This is a genomic window from Pedobacter anseongensis (assembly GCF_037482965.1).
Lineage (GTDB): Bacteria > Bacteroidota > Bacteroidia > Sphingobacteriales > Sphingobacteriaceae > Pedobacter > Pedobacter anseongensis.
On the sequence record NZ_JBBHKB010000002.1, the window covers coordinates 793,317 to 813,885 of the forward strand.

At 37.3% G+C, this 20,569-nt stretch carries 17 protein-coding genes; 11 read left to right on the forward strand and 6 right to left on the reverse strand.

The annotated features are described in order from the left end of the window. Window positions 1–411: 411 nt before the first annotated feature. Complete coding sequence (gene purD / locus WG904_RS10655; protein ID WP_339579295.1) at window positions 412–1,686, forward strand: phosphoribosylamine--glycine ligase; 1,275 nt, start codon at window positions 412–414, stop codon at window positions 1,684–1,686. Window positions 1,687–1,755: 69 nt separating this feature from the next. Here purD and WG904_RS10660 read toward each other — a convergent pair whose 3' ends face one another. The 3 genes from WG904_RS10660 to WG904_RS10670 form a co-directional block, all read right to left on the reverse strand. Further along, window positions 1,756–2,910, reverse strand: coding sequence for a DUF4369 domain-containing protein (locus WG904_RS10660; protein WP_339579296.1), 1,155 nt, complete (start codon window positions 2,908–2,910; stop codon window positions 1,756–1,758). Window positions 2,911–2,912: 2 nt separating this feature from the next. Continuing rightward, complete coding sequence (locus WG904_RS10665) at window positions 2,913–4,070, reverse strand: redoxin domain-containing protein (protein ID WP_339579297.1); 1,158 nt, start codon at window positions 4,068–4,070, stop codon at window positions 2,913–2,915. A 207-nt stretch (window positions 4,071–4,277) separates the two neighbouring features. After that, complete coding sequence (locus WG904_RS10670) at window positions 4,278–5,459, reverse strand: formimidoylglutamase (protein WP_339579298.1); 1,182 nt, start codon at window positions 5,457–5,459, stop codon at window positions 4,278–4,280. A gap of 67 nt (window positions 5,460–5,526) precedes the next feature. On the opposite strand from WG904_RS10670, the gene WG904_RS10675 reads away from it, so the two are divergent. The 4 genes from WG904_RS10675 (at window position 5,527) to WG904_RS10690 (ending at window position 9,909) form a co-directional block, all read left to right on the forward strand. Beyond that, on the forward strand, window positions 5,527–6,489 hold the full coding sequence (locus WG904_RS10675) for an NAD-dependent epimerase/dehydratase family protein (RefSeq protein WP_339579299.1): 963 nt from the start codon (window positions 5,527–5,529) through the stop codon (window positions 6,487–6,489). A 3-nt stretch (window positions 6,490–6,492) separates the two neighbouring features. Continuing rightward, window positions 6,493–7,791, forward strand: coding sequence for an HAD-IB family phosphatase (locus WG904_RS10680; protein WP_339579300.1), 1,299 nt, complete (start codon window positions 6,493–6,495; stop codon window positions 7,789–7,791). Window positions 7,792–7,804: 13 nt separating this feature from the next. Then, window positions 7,805–8,758, forward strand: coding sequence for a tryptophan 2,3-dioxygenase family protein (locus tag WG904_RS10685; RefSeq protein ID WP_339579301.1), 954 nt, complete (start codon window positions 7,805–7,807; stop codon window positions 8,756–8,758). 86 nt (window positions 8,759–8,844) lie between these two features. Continuing rightward, window positions 8,845–9,909 (forward strand): branched-chain amino acid aminotransferase, encoded by a 1,065-nt coding sequence (locus WG904_RS10690; RefSeq protein WP_339579302.1) that lies wholly within the window; start codon window positions 8,845–8,847, stop codon window positions 9,907–9,909. Here WG904_RS10690 and WG904_RS10695 read toward each other — a convergent pair. From WG904_RS10695 to WG904_RS10705, 3 genes are all read right to left on the reverse strand, one after another. Next, window positions 9,906–11,699 (reverse strand): hypothetical protein, encoded by a 1,794-nt coding sequence (locus WG904_RS10695; RefSeq protein ID WP_339579303.1) that lies wholly within the window; start codon window positions 11,697–11,699, stop codon window positions 9,906–9,908. The two genes, WG904_RS10690 and WG904_RS10695, sit on opposite strands and share 4 nt — an antisense overlap. A gap of 80 nt (window positions 11,700–11,779) precedes the next feature. Then, the gene (locus tag WG904_RS10700; protein ID WP_339579304.1) at window positions 11,780–13,522 is read right to left on the reverse strand and encodes a hypothetical protein; all 1,743 of its coding nucleotides are present in this window, start codon (window positions 13,520–13,522) and stop codon (window positions 11,780–11,782) included. A gap of 24 nt (window positions 13,523–13,546) precedes the next feature. Further along, the gene (locus WG904_RS10705) at window positions 13,547–14,590 is read right to left on the reverse strand and encodes a redoxin domain-containing protein (RefSeq protein ID WP_339579305.1); all 1,044 of its coding nucleotides are present in this window, start codon (window positions 14,588–14,590) and stop codon (window positions 13,547–13,549) included. 177 nt (window positions 14,591–14,767) lie between these two features. Between WG904_RS10705 and WG904_RS10710 the strand changes: the two genes are divergently transcribed. The 6 genes from WG904_RS10710 (at window position 14,768) to groES (ending at window position 20,505) form a co-directional block, all read left to right on the forward strand. Next, the gene (locus WG904_RS10710) at window positions 14,768–16,303 is read left to right on the forward strand and encodes a MiaB/RimO family radical SAM methylthiotransferase (RefSeq protein ID WP_339579306.1); all 1,536 of its coding nucleotides are present in this window, start codon (window positions 14,768–14,770) and stop codon (window positions 16,301–16,303) included. 101 nt (window positions 16,304–16,404) lie between these two features. After that, window positions 16,405–17,637, forward strand: coding sequence for a sigma-54 interaction domain-containing protein (locus WG904_RS10715; RefSeq protein ID WP_339579307.1), 1,233 nt, complete (start codon window positions 16,405–16,407; stop codon window positions 17,635–17,637). Window positions 17,638–17,868: 231 nt separating this feature from the next. Beyond that, the gene (locus WG904_RS10720) at window positions 17,869–18,378 is read left to right on the forward strand and encodes an LptE family protein (protein ID WP_339579308.1); all 510 of its coding nucleotides are present in this window, start codon (window positions 17,869–17,871) and stop codon (window positions 18,376–18,378) included. A 35-nt stretch (window positions 18,379–18,413) separates the two neighbouring features. After that, a complete protein-coding gene (locus WG904_RS10725) occupies window positions 18,414–19,517 on the forward strand; it encodes a DUF8458 domain-containing protein (protein WP_339579309.1) in 1,104 nt (367 codons plus the stop codon). A gap of 13 nt (window positions 19,518–19,530) precedes the next feature. Further along, a complete protein-coding gene (gene secG, locus WG904_RS10730; RefSeq protein WP_339579310.1) occupies window positions 19,531–19,881 on the forward strand; it encodes a preprotein translocase subunit SecG in 351 nt (116 codons plus the stop codon). Between the two features lie 330 nt (window positions 19,882–20,211). Beyond that, a complete protein-coding gene (gene groES, locus WG904_RS10735; RefSeq protein WP_048907794.1) occupies window positions 20,212–20,505 on the forward strand; it encodes a co-chaperone GroES in 294 nt (97 codons plus the stop codon). Window positions 20,506–20,569 lie beyond the last annotated feature (64 nt).

Genomic DNA, 20,569 nt, shown 5'->3' on the forward strand with positions numbered 1-20,569 from the left:
TTCTTTCGGTCTCTCTCATTGATTTTTTTACGCGAATCCAGTGAGGCCGAATAGCAGGATGCCTATATCATGATGCTTAACTCATTACATAAACATATCAAATTATACGTTATACTAAAAATTGCGAGGGGTAGGCGCCCAATGGAACGGCCTCGAGGTTTAAGGAGAAGAGTAGTTAATTGTCCTTACTAATCCCCCCTCTTAACCATAGTTAAACAAGCTGGGCAAGCGAAGCCTCTTCGGCGAAGCGACTTCAGCTTGTGAATAAACACAACTGACGTACTATTCGAACTTAAACCTCGGAGCCTTGGATTTTTTGTTACTTTTTCATCCAAAGGAAAAAGTAAAAAGTCTCTCGGCAGCATGCCGAAAAAGCTAGTTTTTATAAACATAAACCAATATCTTTGCTCAATGTATTCAATCTTACTATTAGGTTCTGGCGGAAGAGAATGTGCCTTTGCATGGAAAATGAGCCAATCTCCTTTATGCACTCAGTTATTTATTGCTCCCGGAAACGCAGGAACGGGTGCTTACGGCAAAAATGTAAATCTAAATCCGAACGATTTCGAAGCAGTAAAAGCATTAGTATTAAAAGAAACAATTAACTTAGTAGTAGTTGGTCCAGAAGAGCCTTTAGTAAATGGTATCCACGATTTTTTTGCAAACGACGAAGCCTTAGCACATATCCCGGTAATTGGCCCTAAAAAAGAAGGTGCAATTTTAGAGGGTAGTAAAGATTTTTCGAAACAATTTATGGATCGACATGGCATTCCCACCGCTAAATCTAAATCATTTTCGAATGCGAATTTAGCTGATGGACTAACCTATCTTCAAAACCATGACATGCCAGTGGTGTTAAAGGCCGATGGCTTAGCTGCAGGTAAGGGTGTTCTGATTATAGATAATGTGAGCGAAGCACAAGAAGAACTTAAATTGATGTTGGGTGGTAAATTTGGCAATGCGGGTTCTACTGTAGTTATTGAAGAGTTTTTAAACGGAATCGAATTATCCGTTTTTGTACTTAGTGATGGCAAAAATTATGTGATTTTACCAGAAGCTAAAGATTATAAACGAATAGGGCAAGGCGATACAGGCTTAAATACAGGCGGAATGGGTTCAGTTTCTCCAGTTCCCTTTGCTGATGAGACCTTTTTAGCAAAAATCAAAACAACTATTATCCAACCCACAATAGATGGCTTGCTAAAAGACAACATCGATTATACCGGTTTTATTTTCTTCGGCTTAATAAAAGTTGGCACCGAACCTTACGTAATCGAATACAATTGCCGCATGGGCGATCCCGAAACGGAAAGTGTAATTCCCCGAATAGAAAATGATTTGGTAGAGTTATTTATCGCTTGTGCGGATAAAAAATTAGAAACATATACGCTCAATATTAGCAAGAAAAATGCAGCCACAGTGATGATTGTTGCAGGGGGTTATCCAGGAGATTATGAAAAAGGAAAAGCCATATCGGGCATTGAAAATATGCGAAGCTCTCTTGCCTTTCACGCCGGAACGACCGTAGAAGGTGGTGTAGTTAAAACAAATGGCGGTAGAGTATTAGCTGTAACCAGCATTCAAGATACCCAATTCGAAGCCTTGCAATCGGCAACGGCCGATGCTGCACGTGTGTACTTCGATGGTAAATACTTTAGAGAAGATATCGGGTTTGACCTTATGTAAATAAACTCCATAGAAAAACCCCAATTGCTCAAAAAACAATTGGGGTTTTTAATAGATTTATTAGTTATGTTATTTTGTTTTATCACCAAGAATTTCTTGAAGTTTAGCTTGTAAAGCTTCGCCTCTTAAATTTTTCCCAATAATTTTCCCAGAAGGATCAATTAAAAAATTTGCAGGAATGCCTTGAATACCATACGCATATCTGGCATCGTTTTCCCAACCCTTCAATTCAGAAACATGGGTCCAGGTTAACTTATCCTTTTCGACCGCCTCTAACCACTGTGCCTTTGTTGTTCCTGTGCTGCCACCGTCAAACGATACCCCAAAAACGGTAAAGTTTTTATCTTTATATTTATTGTAAGCCACAACTACATTTGGATTTTCAGCCCTGCAAGGACCACACCATGCCGCCCAAAAATCGAGTAACACATATTTACCTCTAAGATCTGATAATTTCACAACCTTTCCTTCTGGATCGTGTTGCGCAAAATCGATTGCCATTACCCCAACAGCCGTTTTCCGAGCAGCCGCAATTGCATCTTCTATGCTCTTCCCAACACTCGATGCTCTAGCTTCTGCTGAATATTTCAAATATTCTGGCTCAATCAACGCTGGGTCTATCTCATAAGGCATAGAAGCTTTATAGGCAACCAATCCAATTACTGAATTAAGATTTTCTTCAGCAAACTTCTTAGTTAAAGGCCCCCTATCTTTATTTGCCTCATTATATTTAGCCATAAAGGGCTTCATAAATTCTTTATCATTTTTCTGTTCAGCAGTATAGGCATTGTATTCTTTCATATATTCGGCCACCTTATCATTCATCGGTTTAAACAAGGCTAAATATCTTGCATTATCATCATTAACCTTCGAGCCTGTAATTTTAGCATACTTAACTGAATCTGCTGCTGCGACATTAATAGTTGCTTTTTCAAGATAAATAGAGAGCGCATCTACAGGAACACGTTTTTTTGGATCAGCAGGAGTTGCATCATGCTTTATTTTAATCAAAGCCGAAGTTGGCCCATCTATAGACCCTTTGAATTCGAATTTACCTCCTTTAAGCTCAGTAGAATCGATAACTGTTGTTTTCCCTACTTTATAGGTTAAGAATGCTTTAGCTGGTGCATTCAATGTTCCCACTTTGCCTTTAACGGTGAAAGGTTGTTGCGCCATTACTGCTAAGGGCAATAAGCATAGCGCGGATAAAATTAATTTTTTCATCTTTATTTAGTTTTCTCGCTTAATAATTTTGCCAATGTACTTTGTAATTCCTCACCTCTTAACCCTTTCCCAATAATTTTACCGTTGGGGTCGATTAAAAAGTTAGCAGGAATAGAACGGATTCCATATTGTACACCAACTGCATTTTGCCATCCGTTTAAATCAGAGACGTGAGTCCAATCCAATTTATCATCAGCAACTGCTTTTAACCAATCTTCTTTTTTGGTATTGGTTGTACCTCCATCAAAAGAAACACCTAATACAGTAAAGTTTTTATCTTTAAACTTGTTGTAAGCAACAACTACGTTAGGATTTTCAGCTCTGCAAGGACCACACCATGCCGCCCAAAAATCTACCAATACATATTTGCCTTTAAAATCAGATAAACTAACCGGTTTACCATTTGGATCATTCTGTGTAAAATTCATTGCCATTACGCCTACAGCTGTTTTCTTTGCTGCTTCGAAGGCCAACGTTAAGTTTTTACCTACTTTGCTCTCTTTTAAATCATTACTTAAGGTTGCAAAAATAGCTTCGGCTTGAGAAGCGAATTCAGCATTGGTTGCAAAGCTCGCCAATGTAGTTAAGCTGATATATGAAGCTGGGTTTTCTTTTGCGAAAGCCAAATAAGCTGGGCTCATTTCTTTAGAAATGGCAAGCGATCTTTCCATATAAGGCTCCATTACCGCTTTATCTTTTCGTTGCTCTGGTGTTAATTTTGCAATCTCCTCACTTAAAGCTTTTCTTTTATCAATATAGGGCTTAAGTTTTAAAGCCAATTTTGCATTGTCATTATTTACTGGAGTACCCGTTGCTGTAGAAGAAGCAATAGAATCTATAGAGTTTACTGCAATATTTCCTGGTTCAACATATAACATCGTGTAATCCATGAAGCGCGTATTTGCACCCTTTACATATGGATTAATATTTTTGAATAAATTTCCTCCAATTGGATCTGTACCTTTTAAAGTTCCTTTAAATTCGTAGGTACCATTTACTACCATAGCCGAATCGGTAACGCGTTGCCCTGTTTCTGCATAAACTAAGTAAATTTTGTCGCCAGCCTTTAAATTTTTTGCACTTCCCTTAATGGTAAAGGGTTGTTGCGCCATTACTGCAATTGGTAATAAGCATAAGGCAGATAAGATTAATTTTTTCATATGTATAAAGTTTGTTTTTTAATGGTTATGAAGCTATCATGATTTATTCATTGGTGTTTGTGATTACCAAAATCATGATGGTTTCATAAAATTTAATGATTTTGTGAGCTTTTTAACTATAAGCTAAGAAGTTTTGTAATTAGTTTTGGGTGTTTAATACTCAAATATAAACATTTACATTAAAAAATAATTAAGTAAATTGTAAAATTAACCTAGCTTTTGGTAAGTGCGCCACCACAAATCTGGCATATCGCCATTAACAGCCGTATTATAATCGTCATAGCGGCAGGGAACAAGGTGATAACGCTCATTTTTTGAAATTCCTATTGGATAAGGCACCTGCATCCACCATCGATCTGAACGTTTACTTTTAACGAAATTCATTTCGCCGGAACCATCCTTTAAGCTTGTTCTATAAATGATATACTGCGACTTTGGAATTAATGGGAAATCCTGTTTTCGATTATAAAATCCATCAATAAAATACCAAACCATTTGTGCCAAAAGCATAGCCGTTTGTCCGTTTTTATCAAAAGCAGGATTGAACTCATAAAAACCAATGGAACTTAATTTATCGTTCATTCCAGCATATCGGGCAATCCTACAGGCATCTTCACCATAAAAACCGTTCGGTCCTGCATTTGCATTCGCAACGGCATCTCCAGAACGAATCGCTCCCATATCGAAGCTAATCATGTTTGCATTGCGAATAATGGGTTCAGTTAACGAAATATCTTGCATAAATTCGCCTAAGCGATGTACATCAAAATACAGCTTATCCATTACTTTTAGGCTTTCTTGGTTAACAAAATACGTTTGATAGCCGATGTTGCTAAAATTGAATAGGTAATTAGGCTGATGTAGAAAAATCTTGCTCAAATACGATGTAGAAGTCGTGGCCAAACCTTCGTGCTCATCTTCATCTAAATCGAATTTCGAGTCGACCACCACTAAATCTACTTTTTGCTCTAAGCCTTCATAGGCCATGTATTGAGCATACGTGAGGTCTTGACCACCTCCAATAATGACAGGTAAAATATTTAACCGCACTAATTCTTCAACCACGGCTTTAACGGCATAGTAAGTATCAGATATTTCGTTACCGGCAATAATATTTCCCAAATCTATGATTTTGCAGGTAAAGGCGCCTTCATTTAACTGATAAAATTGCGACCTAAAGTGTTCCGCAGCCAATGAACAGCCATAATTTGTCGACGAACCACGATCGTCATTCACGCCAAAAATGGCAATATCGTAGGTTTTCTCTTCCAGATCTGGGAAACGATCGATGTAGAAATCGACTTTTAATCCGAGCTGACTGGTTAAAAACCCATTCTTTGGACTAAATTGCTCGGGTTGAGTTGGAGAAAAAAAATCTGATAAAGACATAAAAGCGATATAAATGTTTGACCTCAAATATCTATTTTTGAGCGCATATATTAATGAAAAAAATCATATGATACTGGTAACTGGTGCAACGGGGTTTTTAGGAGCGGAATTAATTCATCAGTTAACCGCTCAAAATCATGCGGTTCGAGCGTTGAAAAGAGCCACCTCCGTAATCCCAAATCTACTGAAAGAAAACACGTTGGTCGAATGGTTTGAAGCTGACATTAATGATTCCGAAACGTTGGCCGACGCCTTCGGATCGGTTACACAGGTGTATCATTGTGCGGCTTTTATTTCATTCGACCCAAAAGACAAGGCAAAACTTTTAAAAATAAATATCGAAGGAACTTCCAATGTAGTTAACCTTTGTTTAGAAAATAACGTTCGCTTAGTACACGTAAGTTCTATCGCTGCATTGGGCAACGCAAAAAAAGGAGTGTTAATTACTGAAGAAGATTATTGGGAATACGATGCCAATGTACACTCTTATGCCATTTCTAAATATGAAGGCGAAATGGAGGTTTGGCGCGGCATAGCCGAAGGCTTAGATGCGGTAATTGTAAATCCAGCTGTAATTATTGGAAAAAATGCAGGTTTTGAGGGGAGTGGGGCAATTTTTAAGTTGGTAAAAGAGGGGTTAAAATTTTATACCGATGGCGCAACCGGTATTGTAGATGTGGAAGATGTGGCCAGATGCATGATTTTATTAATGAACAGCGAAATTAGTGCCGAACGTTATACACTTTCAGCCGATAACTTAACTTATAAGGTATTTTTTGAAGAAATAGCAAGTGGGTTTGGATTAAAATCGCCATCAATAGAAGCTAAACCTTGGATGTTGGGCATTGCCTGGCGGGCAGCCAAACTTGCTTCTTTTTTTACACAGAAGACACCTGCATTAACCAGAGACGCAGCAAGAAGCAGTTTTAATTTGAGCTATTATAGCAATGAAAAAATTAAAACCACAATAAATATTAACTTTAAACCCTTAAAAGAGAGCATTCGAGAAGTTTGCACGGCATTAACCTAAAAAATGGCACAGCAGAATTATTATATCATCGATTTCGACAGTACGTTTACTCAAGTAGAGGCCCTAGACGAGTTAGCGAGAATTTCGCTACGTAAGCATCCCGATAAAGAAGCCATTTTTAAAAAGATTGAAGATTATACCAACTTGGCTATGGAGGGTAAATTATCTTTTTCGGAAAGCTTGGCTAAACGTGTTCAATTATTAGAAGCAAATGAAGATCATTTAAAGCAACTTATAACACGCTTAAAGAAAAAAGTATCCAGCTCTTTTTCTCGTAATGCTGCATTTTTTAAAAAACATGCAGATGAGGTTCTAATTGTTTCGGGTGGATTTAAAGAATTCATCACACCTGTAGTAAGCCAATACCACATAAAAAAGGAAAACATTTACGCAAATACCTTTGTCACCACAGGTGATGGTAATATTATAGATTACGACCATGCAAATCCCTTAAGTGAAGAAGGTGGTAAAGTAAAATTAATGCGCCAAATGAACTTAAATGGTGATTTATATGGCATTGGCGATGGTTATTCAGATTATCAACTGCGCGAGAGCGGATTAATTAAAAAATTCTTTGCCTTTACCGAAAATATAGCAAGAGAAAGCATTGTTTCTAGAGCCGACCACATTACACCTAGTTTTGATGAGTTTTTGTACGTAAATAATCTACCAAGGGCAATATCTTATCCTAAAAACAGAATTTTGTGTTTGGTAATTGGAGATGTTCCTGAAGAAACCATTAGCCTACTTAAAAAGGATGGCTTTTCTATTCGTCATAAAACTTCATTCGAAGAAAAATACATTGCAGATGTAGGTATGTTGATTTTAGCGAATGGCGAAAAAATTGAAGTAGAGCAACTTAAAAGAGCAGTTAAGTTAAAAACGATTGGTTATTTGGGGAGTGCCAAAAATAAACTGTCTTTTCAAACTTGTACCGAAATGGGCATCGTGGTTTTTGACGATCCAAAAGGCAATCCTCGTAGCGCTTCCTTTATTGCTAAAAGAGTAATTGATTTTATGAATAAAGGAACAACATATATGAGTAGTAATTTTCCAAACTTACAACTCCCCGCTATTGATAAATCACATCGCTTAATCCATATCCATAAAAATGTTCCAGGTATTATGGCGCAGATTAATACAATCTTTGCGAAGCATGATATTAACATTGTTGGCCAATTTTTGATGACAAACCAAACCGTTGGCTATGCAATTACCGATATCAATGCGGAGTACGATAAGCAATTGTTTAAATCGTTAAAAAAGATAGATAATACGATTAAGTTTAGGGTGCTGTATTAGTAAATTATACAAAATGGATTTTACCCCACAAATTAAAGACAAGCTCGATAAGCTTCAAGAAAAATACGAAGCTATGGGGCAAGATATGGCCTCTTACTTAGATGGTCTCTTGTATGCAGACTTCCTAACCTACTGGGACTATATTCACTTAGACACGTTGCTAAGTTTGCAAAGCCCAAAAACGCCGTTTCCTGATGAAGAAATCTTTATCATGTATCATCAGATTACGGAACTCTATTTTAAGCTGTCTTTGCACGAATGCAAGCAGATTACCACTCATGAAAATTTAACCGTTCAATTTTTTACCGCGCGTGTGAAGCGTATAAATGCTTATTTCAATGCGTTAACCACTTCGTTCGAGGTAATGGTTAATGGAATGGAAAAAGACCAGTTCTTAAAATTCAGAATGTCGTTATTACCTGCCAGTGGGTTTCAATCAGGCCAATACCGAATGATTGAGATTTACGCGGCAAATTTTAACCAACTGGTTGATAAAAGTAAACGCGACCTATTAAAAGACACAACCATTGACGAAAAATTTGAGTATATATACTGGAAGTTTGGCGCAACTGAATTAGCTAGTGGTAAACAGACCCTTACTTTAAAGCAATTCATTAAAAAATATGCCACTCAATTTTTAGCCCTTGCCAAAGAAAATGAGCATAGCAATTTCGCTTCACTTTATCTTGGATTTAAAGAAAAGGGGGAAGATGTGAACCAATTGGGAGATGAATTAAGAAAATTAGACCTCTATGTGAACGTAGAATGGCCTCTTTCGCATTATAAATCGGCCGTCCGCTACTTAGAACGCGACCCTGTAGACATTGCCGCAACAGGCGGAACTAACTGGCAAAAGTACCTGCCTCCACGCTTCCAAAAAAGAATATTTTATCCATTCTTGTGGACCGACCAGCAGCGAGAAGAGTGGGGGAAAGGATGGGTGCTTAGTGTATTAAAAACACTTTAAAAAGGACAATAAAGGTACATTTTGGAAAAAATAAATTGGGTTTAAGCCCAATTTTCGTACTTTTGTACTTAATTAATATTAAAGCCGTGATAGATACTTTACAAATTCAGATTACCGAGAACACCAATCCAAGATTAGCTTCTACCGAGTTTAAAGACATTCCTTTCGGAAAAATCTTTACCGACCATATGTTCATGGCCGATTTCGAAGATGGTGAATGGAAAAATCTTCAGATTTTACCTTACGGCCCAATACCAATGAGTCCGGCTATTTCTGCTTTGCACTATGGTCAGGCTATTTTTGAAGGGCTGAAAGCGTATCGCTTACCAAATGGTGAGGTAAGTGTGTTCAGGGCGGATAAGAATTTTGAACGCTTTAATATTTCGGCAGACCGTATCGCCATGCCAACTGTATCTGAAGAAGTGTTTATGCAAGGAATTGCCACCTTGATTAACATAGATAAAGGTTGGGTGCCAACACAAGAAAATTATTCGTTGTACTTAAGACCAGTAATGTTCGCAACAGATTCATCATTGGGCGTAAAAGCTAGCGATACCTATAAATTTGTAATTTTAGCAACCCCCACAGGGCCATACTATACTAAAGCCTTAAAAGTTAAAATAGAAACAAAATACACTCGTGCAAACGAAGGTGGTGTTGGCTATGCAAAAACTGCTGGAAATTATGCCCGTTCATTATACCCTTTTGCCCAAGCACAAAAAGAAGGTTTTGATCAGTTAATCTGGACAGATTCGGCAACCCATACTTTAATCGAAGAGTCGGGTGCCGCAAACGTAATGTTTGTTTTAGACGGCAAATTAATTACCGCAGCCGTTAGTGAAACCATTTTAAATGGGGTAACTAGAGATACTATTATTACTTTGGCCAAAGAAAAAGGGATTACTGTAGAAGAAAGAAAAGTTACCATTGCAGAGATTATCGAAGGTGCAAAAAACGGAACCTTAACCGAAGCTTTTGCCGTAGGCACTGCAGCAACCGTAACTCAAATCGGAGAAATTGGCTACAATGGAGAACTTTATACGTTAAGCAACCCGGTTACACGTACGGTGTCTACAAGTATTGCAAAAGAGTTAAATGATATACGTAACGGTTTAGCGGAAGATAGATTTGGTTGGAACTGGGTGATCTAGGGTTTTTTATTATCCTTTCTTAACTGCCTACGGTACCTACGTTCATCCCGATCCGCTTTCATCTTTTCAAATTTAGCAATTTGAGCTCTAATCTCAGCTTCTTTTTGAGGGGTAACTCCCACGCTATATTGGATGCCCTGAAATAAGGTTTTCCAGATATAATTAAAAAATGAAGCCGTAATTTCTCTTTTATAATGAATTTTGGCCGAGGTAAACTTCCCCTCAGCACTTGGATTATCCGAATAAATTACCAAATTATTCGCTAAAAAAGAAATTAGTCCTTTCTTAACCAGGCGTTGTTTACCCTCTTCTTTCTTCAAAATGGCAACGGAAAGATCATTATAGGTAAAATCTAACTTTCCTCGAGCAACATTCTCGTCTGCTTTTATCGAAAAGGCCAATTTTCTAACCTCACCCCTATTTACTTGTATCATGCCTAATGGCTTGGTGATTTTATTTAAGGTTTTTCCATCCAAATTAGTTAATTCACCCGCATAACTAAATGCTCCAATTGAAGAATTCAAATCAAACGCAAAATCGACAACAAGCTTTCCTTGTCCCATCATATAGCTTTGCAAATTGGCAGTCATTATCGGATCAATGAGTTTCTCTTTCGGCATATTGGTCGCATTCGAAATTATGCCACTCGTTTTTTCAAATGTTAGTTTGCCAATTTGCTTACTGTCTCTATCAAACTCCGCAAAACTAACATCAATATTGCTTAGATTAATTTTTTTTACTTTCAGCTTAGCTTTAAGTAGTTGTAATAATTGATGAGGAAATTTACCTGTCTTATCAATTTTTCGCTTTGGATAGCTATTGTCATTATACACAGCTACTATTCCATCGGTAATGTGTAATTGTTCAGCAATTAATTCTTGCTTTTGAACATAGGCGGGTAAATTTAAGCCGTCCATTGCCAAGTTGTTTAATTGAATGGTAAATCGATCGCGTGCATAACCATTTACTTTAGCAAATGCGGCTTCACTGTATCTTGGTAAAAATCCAAATTGCTTAATATTTAATTTCCCAGTCGACGAAGCAAAGTCGAGCTGGTCTACCTTAATGTAATACATGCTATCTGGCGTAGCGTAACTATAGTTGTTTACATTAATGACAATATCTTTCAATAAATATAAACGGCTTTTATCATCAGCTGAATTTTTATCGATTAACCAATCTTTTAACCTTACGTTAAGATTGGCAACCGAATCGATCTCGGGTATCGAATCATTATTGTTTACATATTTAAAATTAGCATCTTTAAAATCGACCACCTCTATCTGTAACGACTTAAAAAGCTTAGTAATATAATCGTAGGGCGATTTTCGTGGACGAGGAGGCCGATTTTCATTAAACTCAAAATGTTTGTTCACCATAGTAACATTTGGTTTATCAAACAGTAATAAATCGATTCTTGCCTCCTTGTTAAAATACATCGCCCAAGGGTGAAAGTGCTGAACAGAAAGTTTCTTTAAAGTAATATAATAGAGATTGTTTGGTGCCTTTTGCTGTGCAATGAGTTGCTTAAAAACTGTTGTGTCAGGTATTATTTTTACATCAGCAATAGCGGCCAAACCCGTAATAAAATTCGTATGAATGGTGCTGAATTCGATGCGGTACAAACCATTGGTAGATTTTTTTACCAATTCTGTAATTTCCTTTCTAATAAAAGGTTTAAGTTTTACACTTATATACCACGATGCTCCAACTAAGGTTAAAGAAATAAAAAGAAAAATACTTAATCCCCATTTTAAAATTTTAATCTTTTTTGAAGGTTTTTCGCTCATGTTAACTCAAGATTCATTTGTTGCTCCAATATACAATTTTTTTATTTTGCTCATCAGATCAGCAAAAGATGAGCAAAAAATTAACGTTCTTCCTTTTTACTGGCCTTTGGCTTTTCCATGGCTTTAATCGGAACTACCCCAATTCCCACAATCTCTCTTATTCCAACGAATACACTCTTCCACATCAAGTTAAAGAACGAAGCTTGTGGAACCCTGCTCCATGTGATGTTAGCTACCCTCGCCGCCTCACCTTTTGAAGGATTATCGTCTTTGATCAAAATCGTATTAGCTAAAAACGATAACAATTTTTTCTTTTCCTTCTTTCCATCCTCTCCCTCTTCTAATAGCTTAACTTTTAAATCGGTGTATTTAAACGAAACTCGACCCTTTGAACTGTTTTGGTTCGCGTAAATATTAAAATCGACACTCTTCACCTTACCACTTTCAATTTCTACCTCACCTAACGACTTCGAAAGTGGATTTAAAACTTTAAGGTTAAACGGACTTACATGGCCTATATAGCTAAAGGAAGCTGCAGCATCGGTAAGGTTAAAATCGATTTTTACATTCATTTTAGCAACCCCTAAAATGTAGGCTGTTAAATCAGCCTTGGCATGATTATTTTTCGACAAACGCAACGAATCATTCGTTAAATTTAAAATACTTCCGGTTAAGTTATCCAGTTTTAATGTCCCTCTTTCTTTTGTTTTAGGATTATACTCCGTATAGGCAATATCTACCTTGCTTAAACTTAATGTATCAAGAATTGTTTCTATAGGTAATCTTTTTAATGCGATATGGGGAAAATTTCTCCCCTTATTAAAATCAGGAGGAGGCAGTTCCCGATTTAGGAAAACGGCAACTTTAGCTGGACCAATTTCTAAATGCGAGGCTTTTAAACTCCCTTCTGTATTCAACTTAATAAAATCTACCCCAGTTAAATCTATTGTTGCAAAACTTAAATCGTATCGATCTTTTTGAACGGTAGATTTTCTACTAAAAGTTAAATCGTTGTACATCGGAATCATTTTCAAGCCTCTTATCTTTAACGTGCGACTATTAATCGAACCACTAACCGAATCGATTTTTACCGTATACATTTTATCTTTAGTTAAAGACCGATAACCATTTAAGTTAAACCCTATATTTTTAGAATGCAAAACACGAGTGCTATCGTATTGCGAAAGTGAATCAACCAAAATATCTTTAACGTTAATGTTTAAGTGCTTTACCGCATTTAATTTTTTCAACCCATTATAATAATCAAAATCTGCATCCACCACTTTAATGGTTCCAATTCGAATAGATCTTAGTGATTTTGAAATTTGTTGGTAAAGAGTTTGTTCATCCTTAAGGGTATCTATTCGCTTAGGTACGCGATAAAAAACCATATCTATAGAAGGTTTGGTAAGAACTATTGAGTTCAAATTAATTTTTTTATCAAAATATGCAGCTAATATCTTTATCCTACTCAACTTCAAATAGCTAGCCTTAATTCTAAATAAATGGCTAGGCGCCTTCTTTCTGGCAACAAGAAGTTTAAAAGCATTGGTATCAGGTGTTAGCTTTAAGCTATCTAAGACCACACTGCCAGTAACTAAATTTAAATGAATATTTTTAAAATCGATTAGATATAGCCCATTCGAAGCAGTATAAACTCCCTCTTTAATTTTTTCGGTTAATAATGGTTTCCATTGAGAGCTTAAATACAATGCCGCTATACTTAAACTTAAAATTAGTATACCAATAATACTTCCAATCCAAACCCAAACTCTTCCTTTTTTTTGCAACGCCATAAATTGTTTATCTGTAAGGTTAAACATTCTTGGCTAAGAAAAGTTTGATTGTTAATTCACGCTAAAAATCGCGGCAAGCCTTTCGTTTAAAAACTTCCCTTTTAAATCTTTGGCAATTATTTTTCCGGCTGGATCAATTAATACATTAGCGGGTATGGAAGTTATTCCATATAAGATTGCAACCTCATTTTTCCATCCTTTTAAGTCAGAAACCTGCATCCAGGTTAATCCATCATCTTTAATGGCTTTCAACCATGCTACTTTTCCCTTTTCATCATCTAATGAAACGCCTAGAACAGTAAAACCATTCGCTTTATATCGCTCATAAGCAGCAATTACATTTGGGTTTTCATCCCTACATGGTAAACACCACGATGCCCAAAAATCGACCAATACGTACTTACCCCTATAATTTGATAATTTAACCATTTTTCCTTTTGCATCTTGCTGACTAAAATCTTTCGCCATCATACCAACATTTATTTTTTTAGCAAAGCTTATTCGCTCCAAGATCTTTTTCCCGATGGGATCTGCCTTTAGTTCGTTGCTTAACACTGGAAATAACGCTTCAACTTTGGGCAATAGCTTTTTATTTGTAGATAGCTCACCAAGTGTTACCAAGCTCACATAAGAATGAGGATGTTGCTTGATAAAAGCAAATTTAACAGATTGCATTTGGTCATCTGCAAGATTTGGCTTTATCATAAGTGATTTTCTGAGCTTATTGTAATCAACATTTAACGGAGTTCCCGAGAGGATAGCGCCCATCAATGTATCGGCAGATTGTAATATAATGTTGCCAGGTTCTACATAAAAGTTGATTGCATCTTCAATATCATTGTTATATACCGGGTTTGTATTCCGATAAATCCCTCCCTTAACTACACTTTTTATGGAACCTTTAAACTCGAACCTACCATGCGCTACAAGGGTTGAGTCTGCCGTTGAAACAGTTTTGCCTGGCTCCCTGTAAAGTAAAAATATTTTATCTCCTTCCTTAAATCTTTTTCCATAACCCTTAATGGTATAGGTTAATTGAGCATAAGTACCTAGTGGAAACAATAACATGAAAAGCAATACGATTTTATTTCCCATAACTAAAAATTAGATTCAAAGTGAATATACTACTAATTAATTAGTATTACAACTAATCGATTAGTTTTTTTCTATTTAGCGATATATTTCCATTTATTGACAGGAATATGGCTTATGACAATTTGTCATTTCTCAATTAAATTTATTACTTTTGAAGCCCAATATTATTGAAGATTGATGATTGATTTACAGCTTACGGATAAGATCCACGATGAAGAACGCCAAGGTGAGGCCTTAGTGATTGATGCACCTAAAAAAAGTGATGGAAGAAAACTTTACATCGAAAGTTACGGTTGCCAAATGAACTTTGCCGATAGCGAAATTGTAGCATCGATTTTAGCCGATACAGGGTTCGAAACTACGGGCGACTATCATCAGGCCGATGTCATTTTCATCAACACTTGTTCTATCCGCGAGAATGCCGAGCAACGCGTTCGAAATCGCCTTTCGCAATTTGGGGTCGAAAAAAGAAGAAATCCGAAGTTAATTGTGGGCGTTTTAGGCTGTATGGCCGAACGATTGAAAGCTAAATTTCTGGAAGAAGAGAAATTAGTAGATGTGGTAGTTGGCCCAGATGCGTATCGCGATCTACCCGGATTAATTAGTCAGGTAGAAGAGGGGCATAAAGCCGTTAACGTAATTTTATCGCGCGAAGAAACCTATGCAGATATTAGTCCCGTACGGTTAAACGGCAATGGCATTACGGCATTTGTAACCATTATGCGTGGCTGTGATAACATGTGCTCTTTTTGCGTAGTGCCTTTTACCAGAGGAAGAGAACGCAGTAGAGATCCGCTTTCTATAGTTCGCGAATCGAGAGAATTATTCGAAAATGGATACCGTGAGGTTACTTTGCTCGGTCAAAATGTAGATTCATACTTGTGGAATGCCCCTGAAGCCAATCATGTTGCGGTTGATGACCTTAAAGACGAGATGAATACCCTAACCGGTGATGCATTATTAGATGCACTAAGTAACAAAGCCGATTTACCAGAAAAGATTACGCAAAAAACAGCAGAAAATGGTTCGGTTAATTTTGCTCAATTACTAAGTTTAGTGGCCGAGATTAGTCCAGAATTGCGAATCCGTTTTTCTACTTCGCATCCAAAAGACATTACCGACGAAGTTTTATATACCATTGCCAAATACGATAATATTTGCAATTACATTCATTTACCCGTCCAATCTGGAAATTCGAGAATTTTAGCCTTAATGAATCGCACCTATACTCGCGAATGGTATATGAATAGAATTGATGCCATTCGCCGCATTATACCTGGTTGCGCCATTTCGGCTGATATTATTGCAGGTTTTTGTTCAGAAACCGAAGAAGAGCATCAAGATACCTTAAGTATAATGGATTATGCGCGCTATAATTTCGCATATACATTTTCATATTCTGAGCGACCAGGAACTTTAGCCGCTAGAAAATATGCAGATGATGTTCCTGAAGAGGTGAAGGCCAGAAGATTAGCCGAAATCTTTAAAAAACAACAGGAAGATTCGTTGGCCTGCCTCGAAGATTTTGTGGGTAAAACGGTTAAAGTGTTAATCGAAGGATTTTCTAAAAAATCGGATAAAGAATACAGAGGGCGTAATGACGAAAATGCAATGGTTGTTTTCCCGGTTACCGATTCGGTAAAACCAGGAGAGTATGCCTACGTTTACATAGAGAAATGTACATCAGCTACGCTGATTGGAAGGATAGTTTAAAAACAGTTTTGAGTTGTGAGTTACGAGTTGTGAGCTTGGATGCATAAATCTACCACCAAACAGGCAACACGCAACACACAACAGGCAACGCGCAACAAAAAATGGATATACAAGATATTAAAAATAGGTTCGGGATTATTGGGGGTTCACCGCTATTAAATCGAGCTATTGACACGGCAAGGCAAGTGGCACCAACCGATATGTCGGTACTTATTACCGGCGAAAGCGGAAGTGGAAAAGAGGTTTTTTCTCACATCATCCACCAAATGAGTGCGCGCAAGCATGGTGCTTTTATTGCCGTAAACTGTGGTGCAATTCCAGAAGGAACCATCGATTCAGAGTTATTCGGGCACGAAAAGGGCTCGTTTACCGGCGCTCATGAAGCTAGAAAGGGCTATTTTGAAGTAGCCAATGGTGGAACCATCTTTTTAGACGAGGTTGCCGAACTTCCACTAGGCACACAGGCACGATTATTACGTATTTTAGAGAGCGGCGAATATTTACGTGTAGGTTCTTCGAAAGTTCAAAAAACAGATGTACGTATTATTGCAGCCACCAATGTTGACGTATACAACCGCGTTAAATCGGGCAAATTTAGAGAAGATTTGTATTACCGATTAAATACGGTCCCACTACGAATCCCTTCACTAAAAGAACGCAAAGAAGATATCTACTTACTTTTCCGCAAGTTTGCAGCCGATTTTAGCGATAAATATCGTAGTCCGGGCATAAACCTAGAGCCCGATGCCATCCAACTTTTAAGCAATTATAGCTGGCCAGGAAACGTTAGGCAGTTAAAGAATATTGCCGAGCAAATTTGTGTGCTCGAAAAAGATAGGAATGTGAGCGCACAAGCCTTACTTAATTATATCCCTAACGAATCAGGAAGTAATTTACCGATGACAATTAATGGAAATAGTAAGGAAGATTTTTCTGAACGCGACATTCTTTACAAAGTGCTCTTCGATATGAAAAAAGACATGATGGAATTAAAGAAATTGGTGGCCGAGATAATACAAAATGGTGGAAATACCTCTCATATCATGGCAGATAATCCGCAGTTTATTAACCAGCTTTATCAAGAAGTAGACTTACCGAACCATAACGACGCTACCTTAACCATCAAACACCCTTCGCAAAGCCTACCAAACGAATATAATTTTGCGCACGATGCCGAAGAAATCGAAGAATCATTATCTTTAATTGATAAAGAGTCTGACTTAATTAAAAAAGCGTTAAAAAAACATAAGGGCAAACGTAAATTTGCCGCACAAGAATTAGGAATTTCAGAACGTACCTTATATCGTAAAATAAAAGAGCTCAATCTGAGTTAAAGTATGTGATGTTGGTTTAGCCATTATGCAAAACCACAGCACCCTCGTTTCGCTCTTAAACCGGCCTTTTATTTTCAGGATGCACCGATTAGCCAATGCACCCACTTTAATAGAACCTTGAGCGAAGCGAAAGCATGAAGACCAATAAAAACATAAATTAAAACTGAATAAAAGAAGTAGCCAATCGGTGGCGATGAACCAAAAAAACTAAGTTTTTTAATAAATTCACAAATGAAGAAATTACCAATTGCCCTTTTCGTTCTCATACTTAGCAGCTGTAGCTATAAATTTAATGGTGCTTCTATACCTAACGAGATGAAAACCGTGAGTGTTCCTTTGTTCGAGAACGTGGCTGCATTAGTAGATCCTCCATTAGCCAATAAGCTTACCGATGCATTCAAAGAACGCATTCGCACACAGAGCAAACTTAACATTATAGTAAGCGGAGCACAGGGGAAATTCGAAGGCAAAATTCTCGATTACGATGTGAAACCCATTTCCATTCAAGATAATACGAAGCCTGTGGCAGGAGCCAATCGCTTAACCATAACGGTTGAAATTACGTACACAAATTATGTAAAAGGATACGAAAACCAAGGTTTTAGCAAACAGACGTTCACGGCATTTACCGACTTTTCGCTAGCCGGACAACCCTTTGCTCCTCAACAGGAAGCCTTAAATAAAAAGGTAATCGATCAGCTTACCGAAAATATTTTTAACCGTGCATTTGCACAATGGTAGAGAATTGCATTTTCATTTGTTAACTTAGCCACAAAATGGAACTGGATATCGAAACTAAACAACAATTAACAGATTTACTCGCAAAACCATCAATGGTTTCGGATGCGCATATCGATCTGTTAGCCGATTTGGTCGAAAAATATCCTTATTACGAGCCATTGCATTTGCTGCTCGCAAAAGCAAACCAAGGCAAACCTAACTTCGACAAGACATTAACTTTAGCTAGTCTTTACAATGGCGGGTACTTAGCCTATCAAATGGCAAATAACCTTGGTATTTTTGGTGATGAGGATGAGGTATTAGCAAGCGAAACAGCAAGGAATACAGCAACTGATGAACAAGAAACTTTCGAAGAAATAGCAGATATTCAGCATATACTTGTTGAAGACAACGTGAATGACCATGCTGTTTTTGAGGAAATATCAGAAGTAGATACCTCAGCTTTCGCCCCTACCTCTGCGCTAGCTGAGGAACTTGAAAAGGAAGAAGAAGCGACTACAGTGCCGAACGAATTGGCAATCGAAAGCATCGTGGCTTCCGACTTTTTCGCATTCGAGCAACATTTAAGTGCCGAACCCGTTGCCAATGAAAGTGAAGTAGTTGTACAACCCGAAGAATACAATCAAGAAGCAGAAGCACAAACGGTTAGTAAATATAATGATGACAAGTTGCCCTATACTTTTTTATGGTGGTTGGCCAAAACCCGTAAAGAACATGAGCAAATTTTTCAACCTTATGTTAGTACGAAGCAAAATCCACCTGTTCAGCAAGGCGATTTACAACATCAGTATGTGGAACATATTTTCCATCTTCAGAGTCCTTTTAACCTTGCCGACGAGGCCAAAAAAGGACCGCTAAACGTCAATGTAAAACCAAAGGGCATTGAGATCATCGATTCATTTATTAAAAATGATCCCCAAATTAAAGCGCCAAAAGCAGAACAGATCAACACCGAAAACAAAGCAAAGAAAAGTGCTGAAGATAATTACGACTTAGTTTCCGAAACTTTGGCAGCTATTTACATTGAACAAATGCTTTATCACAAGGCGATAGATACTTATCAAAAATTAAGTTTGAAATTTCCAGAAAAAAGCCGTTACTTTGCCGACCTTATTCAATCTCTAGAAAAGAAAATTTAACAACATAAATAGCATGATAACCTTATTGATTATTTTATTAATTATTTTTTGCATAGCCCTTGGCTTATTTGTACTTATTCAAAACCCTAAGGGGGGTGGTTTAGCTACTGGCGGATCGGGCAGTAATATGTTTGGCGTACAGCGTACAGGCGATGTACTCGAAAAAGGAACTTGGGTATTATTAACCCTTATTGTAATTGTTTCATTAGCCATTACAACGGTTGGAAAATCTGGAAGTTCATCTGTGGGTGGTTCGAAAATCGACGATCAAATTAACAAAGCTGCAACACCTTCTCCAATTGGAGGCAACATGGCAAGTCCAAGTGCTACACCTGCTAAAACTGGCGATACCGCTAAAAAATAAGTTTTAAAACGAAATTGTAAAACTCCCTCGCTTTGGTTAGGGAGTTTTTTTTGTACCATTAAGTTTTAGCTTGTTGGTATCTGCGCTAGGGATTGAAGTGAAAAGCCCACAGCGTAGCGAGAACTTGCAACGTAAAGCCCGCTCGAGCGCCCAAATCCTTTAGACCTGTCAGACTGACACCTGCATTTTCTGTATCTAAACCATTAACTGACAGCTAATGCAAATTTGGCAAGCAAAACAGGCTTGGCATAAAAACTGTTAAAACAATTATATCGTATAAAGAACAATACGAATCAATTCAATTATTAAAACTAAAAATAAAGAGTATTTATGGCTTTGAACTTTAAACCTAATGCAGACAGAGTAGTTGTTGAAGCTGCAGCTGCAGAAGAAAAAACAGCTTCTGGTATCTACATTCCTGATACCGCAAAAGAAAAACCTCAGCAAGGTATTGTTGTAGCTGTTGGACCAGGAAAATATGCTGACCAAACTGGAAATTTAATTCCTTTAAGTGTAAAAGTTGGCGATCAGGTTTTATACAGCAAATATGGTGGTACCGAAGTAACCATCGAAGGCACAGAATATTTAATTATGAGAGATTCTGACATTTTAGGAACATTATAAAAGTTTAAACGTTGCAACGTTTAAATGTTGTAAAGTTCTGGATTTAAATTGCGTTAGAAAGTAA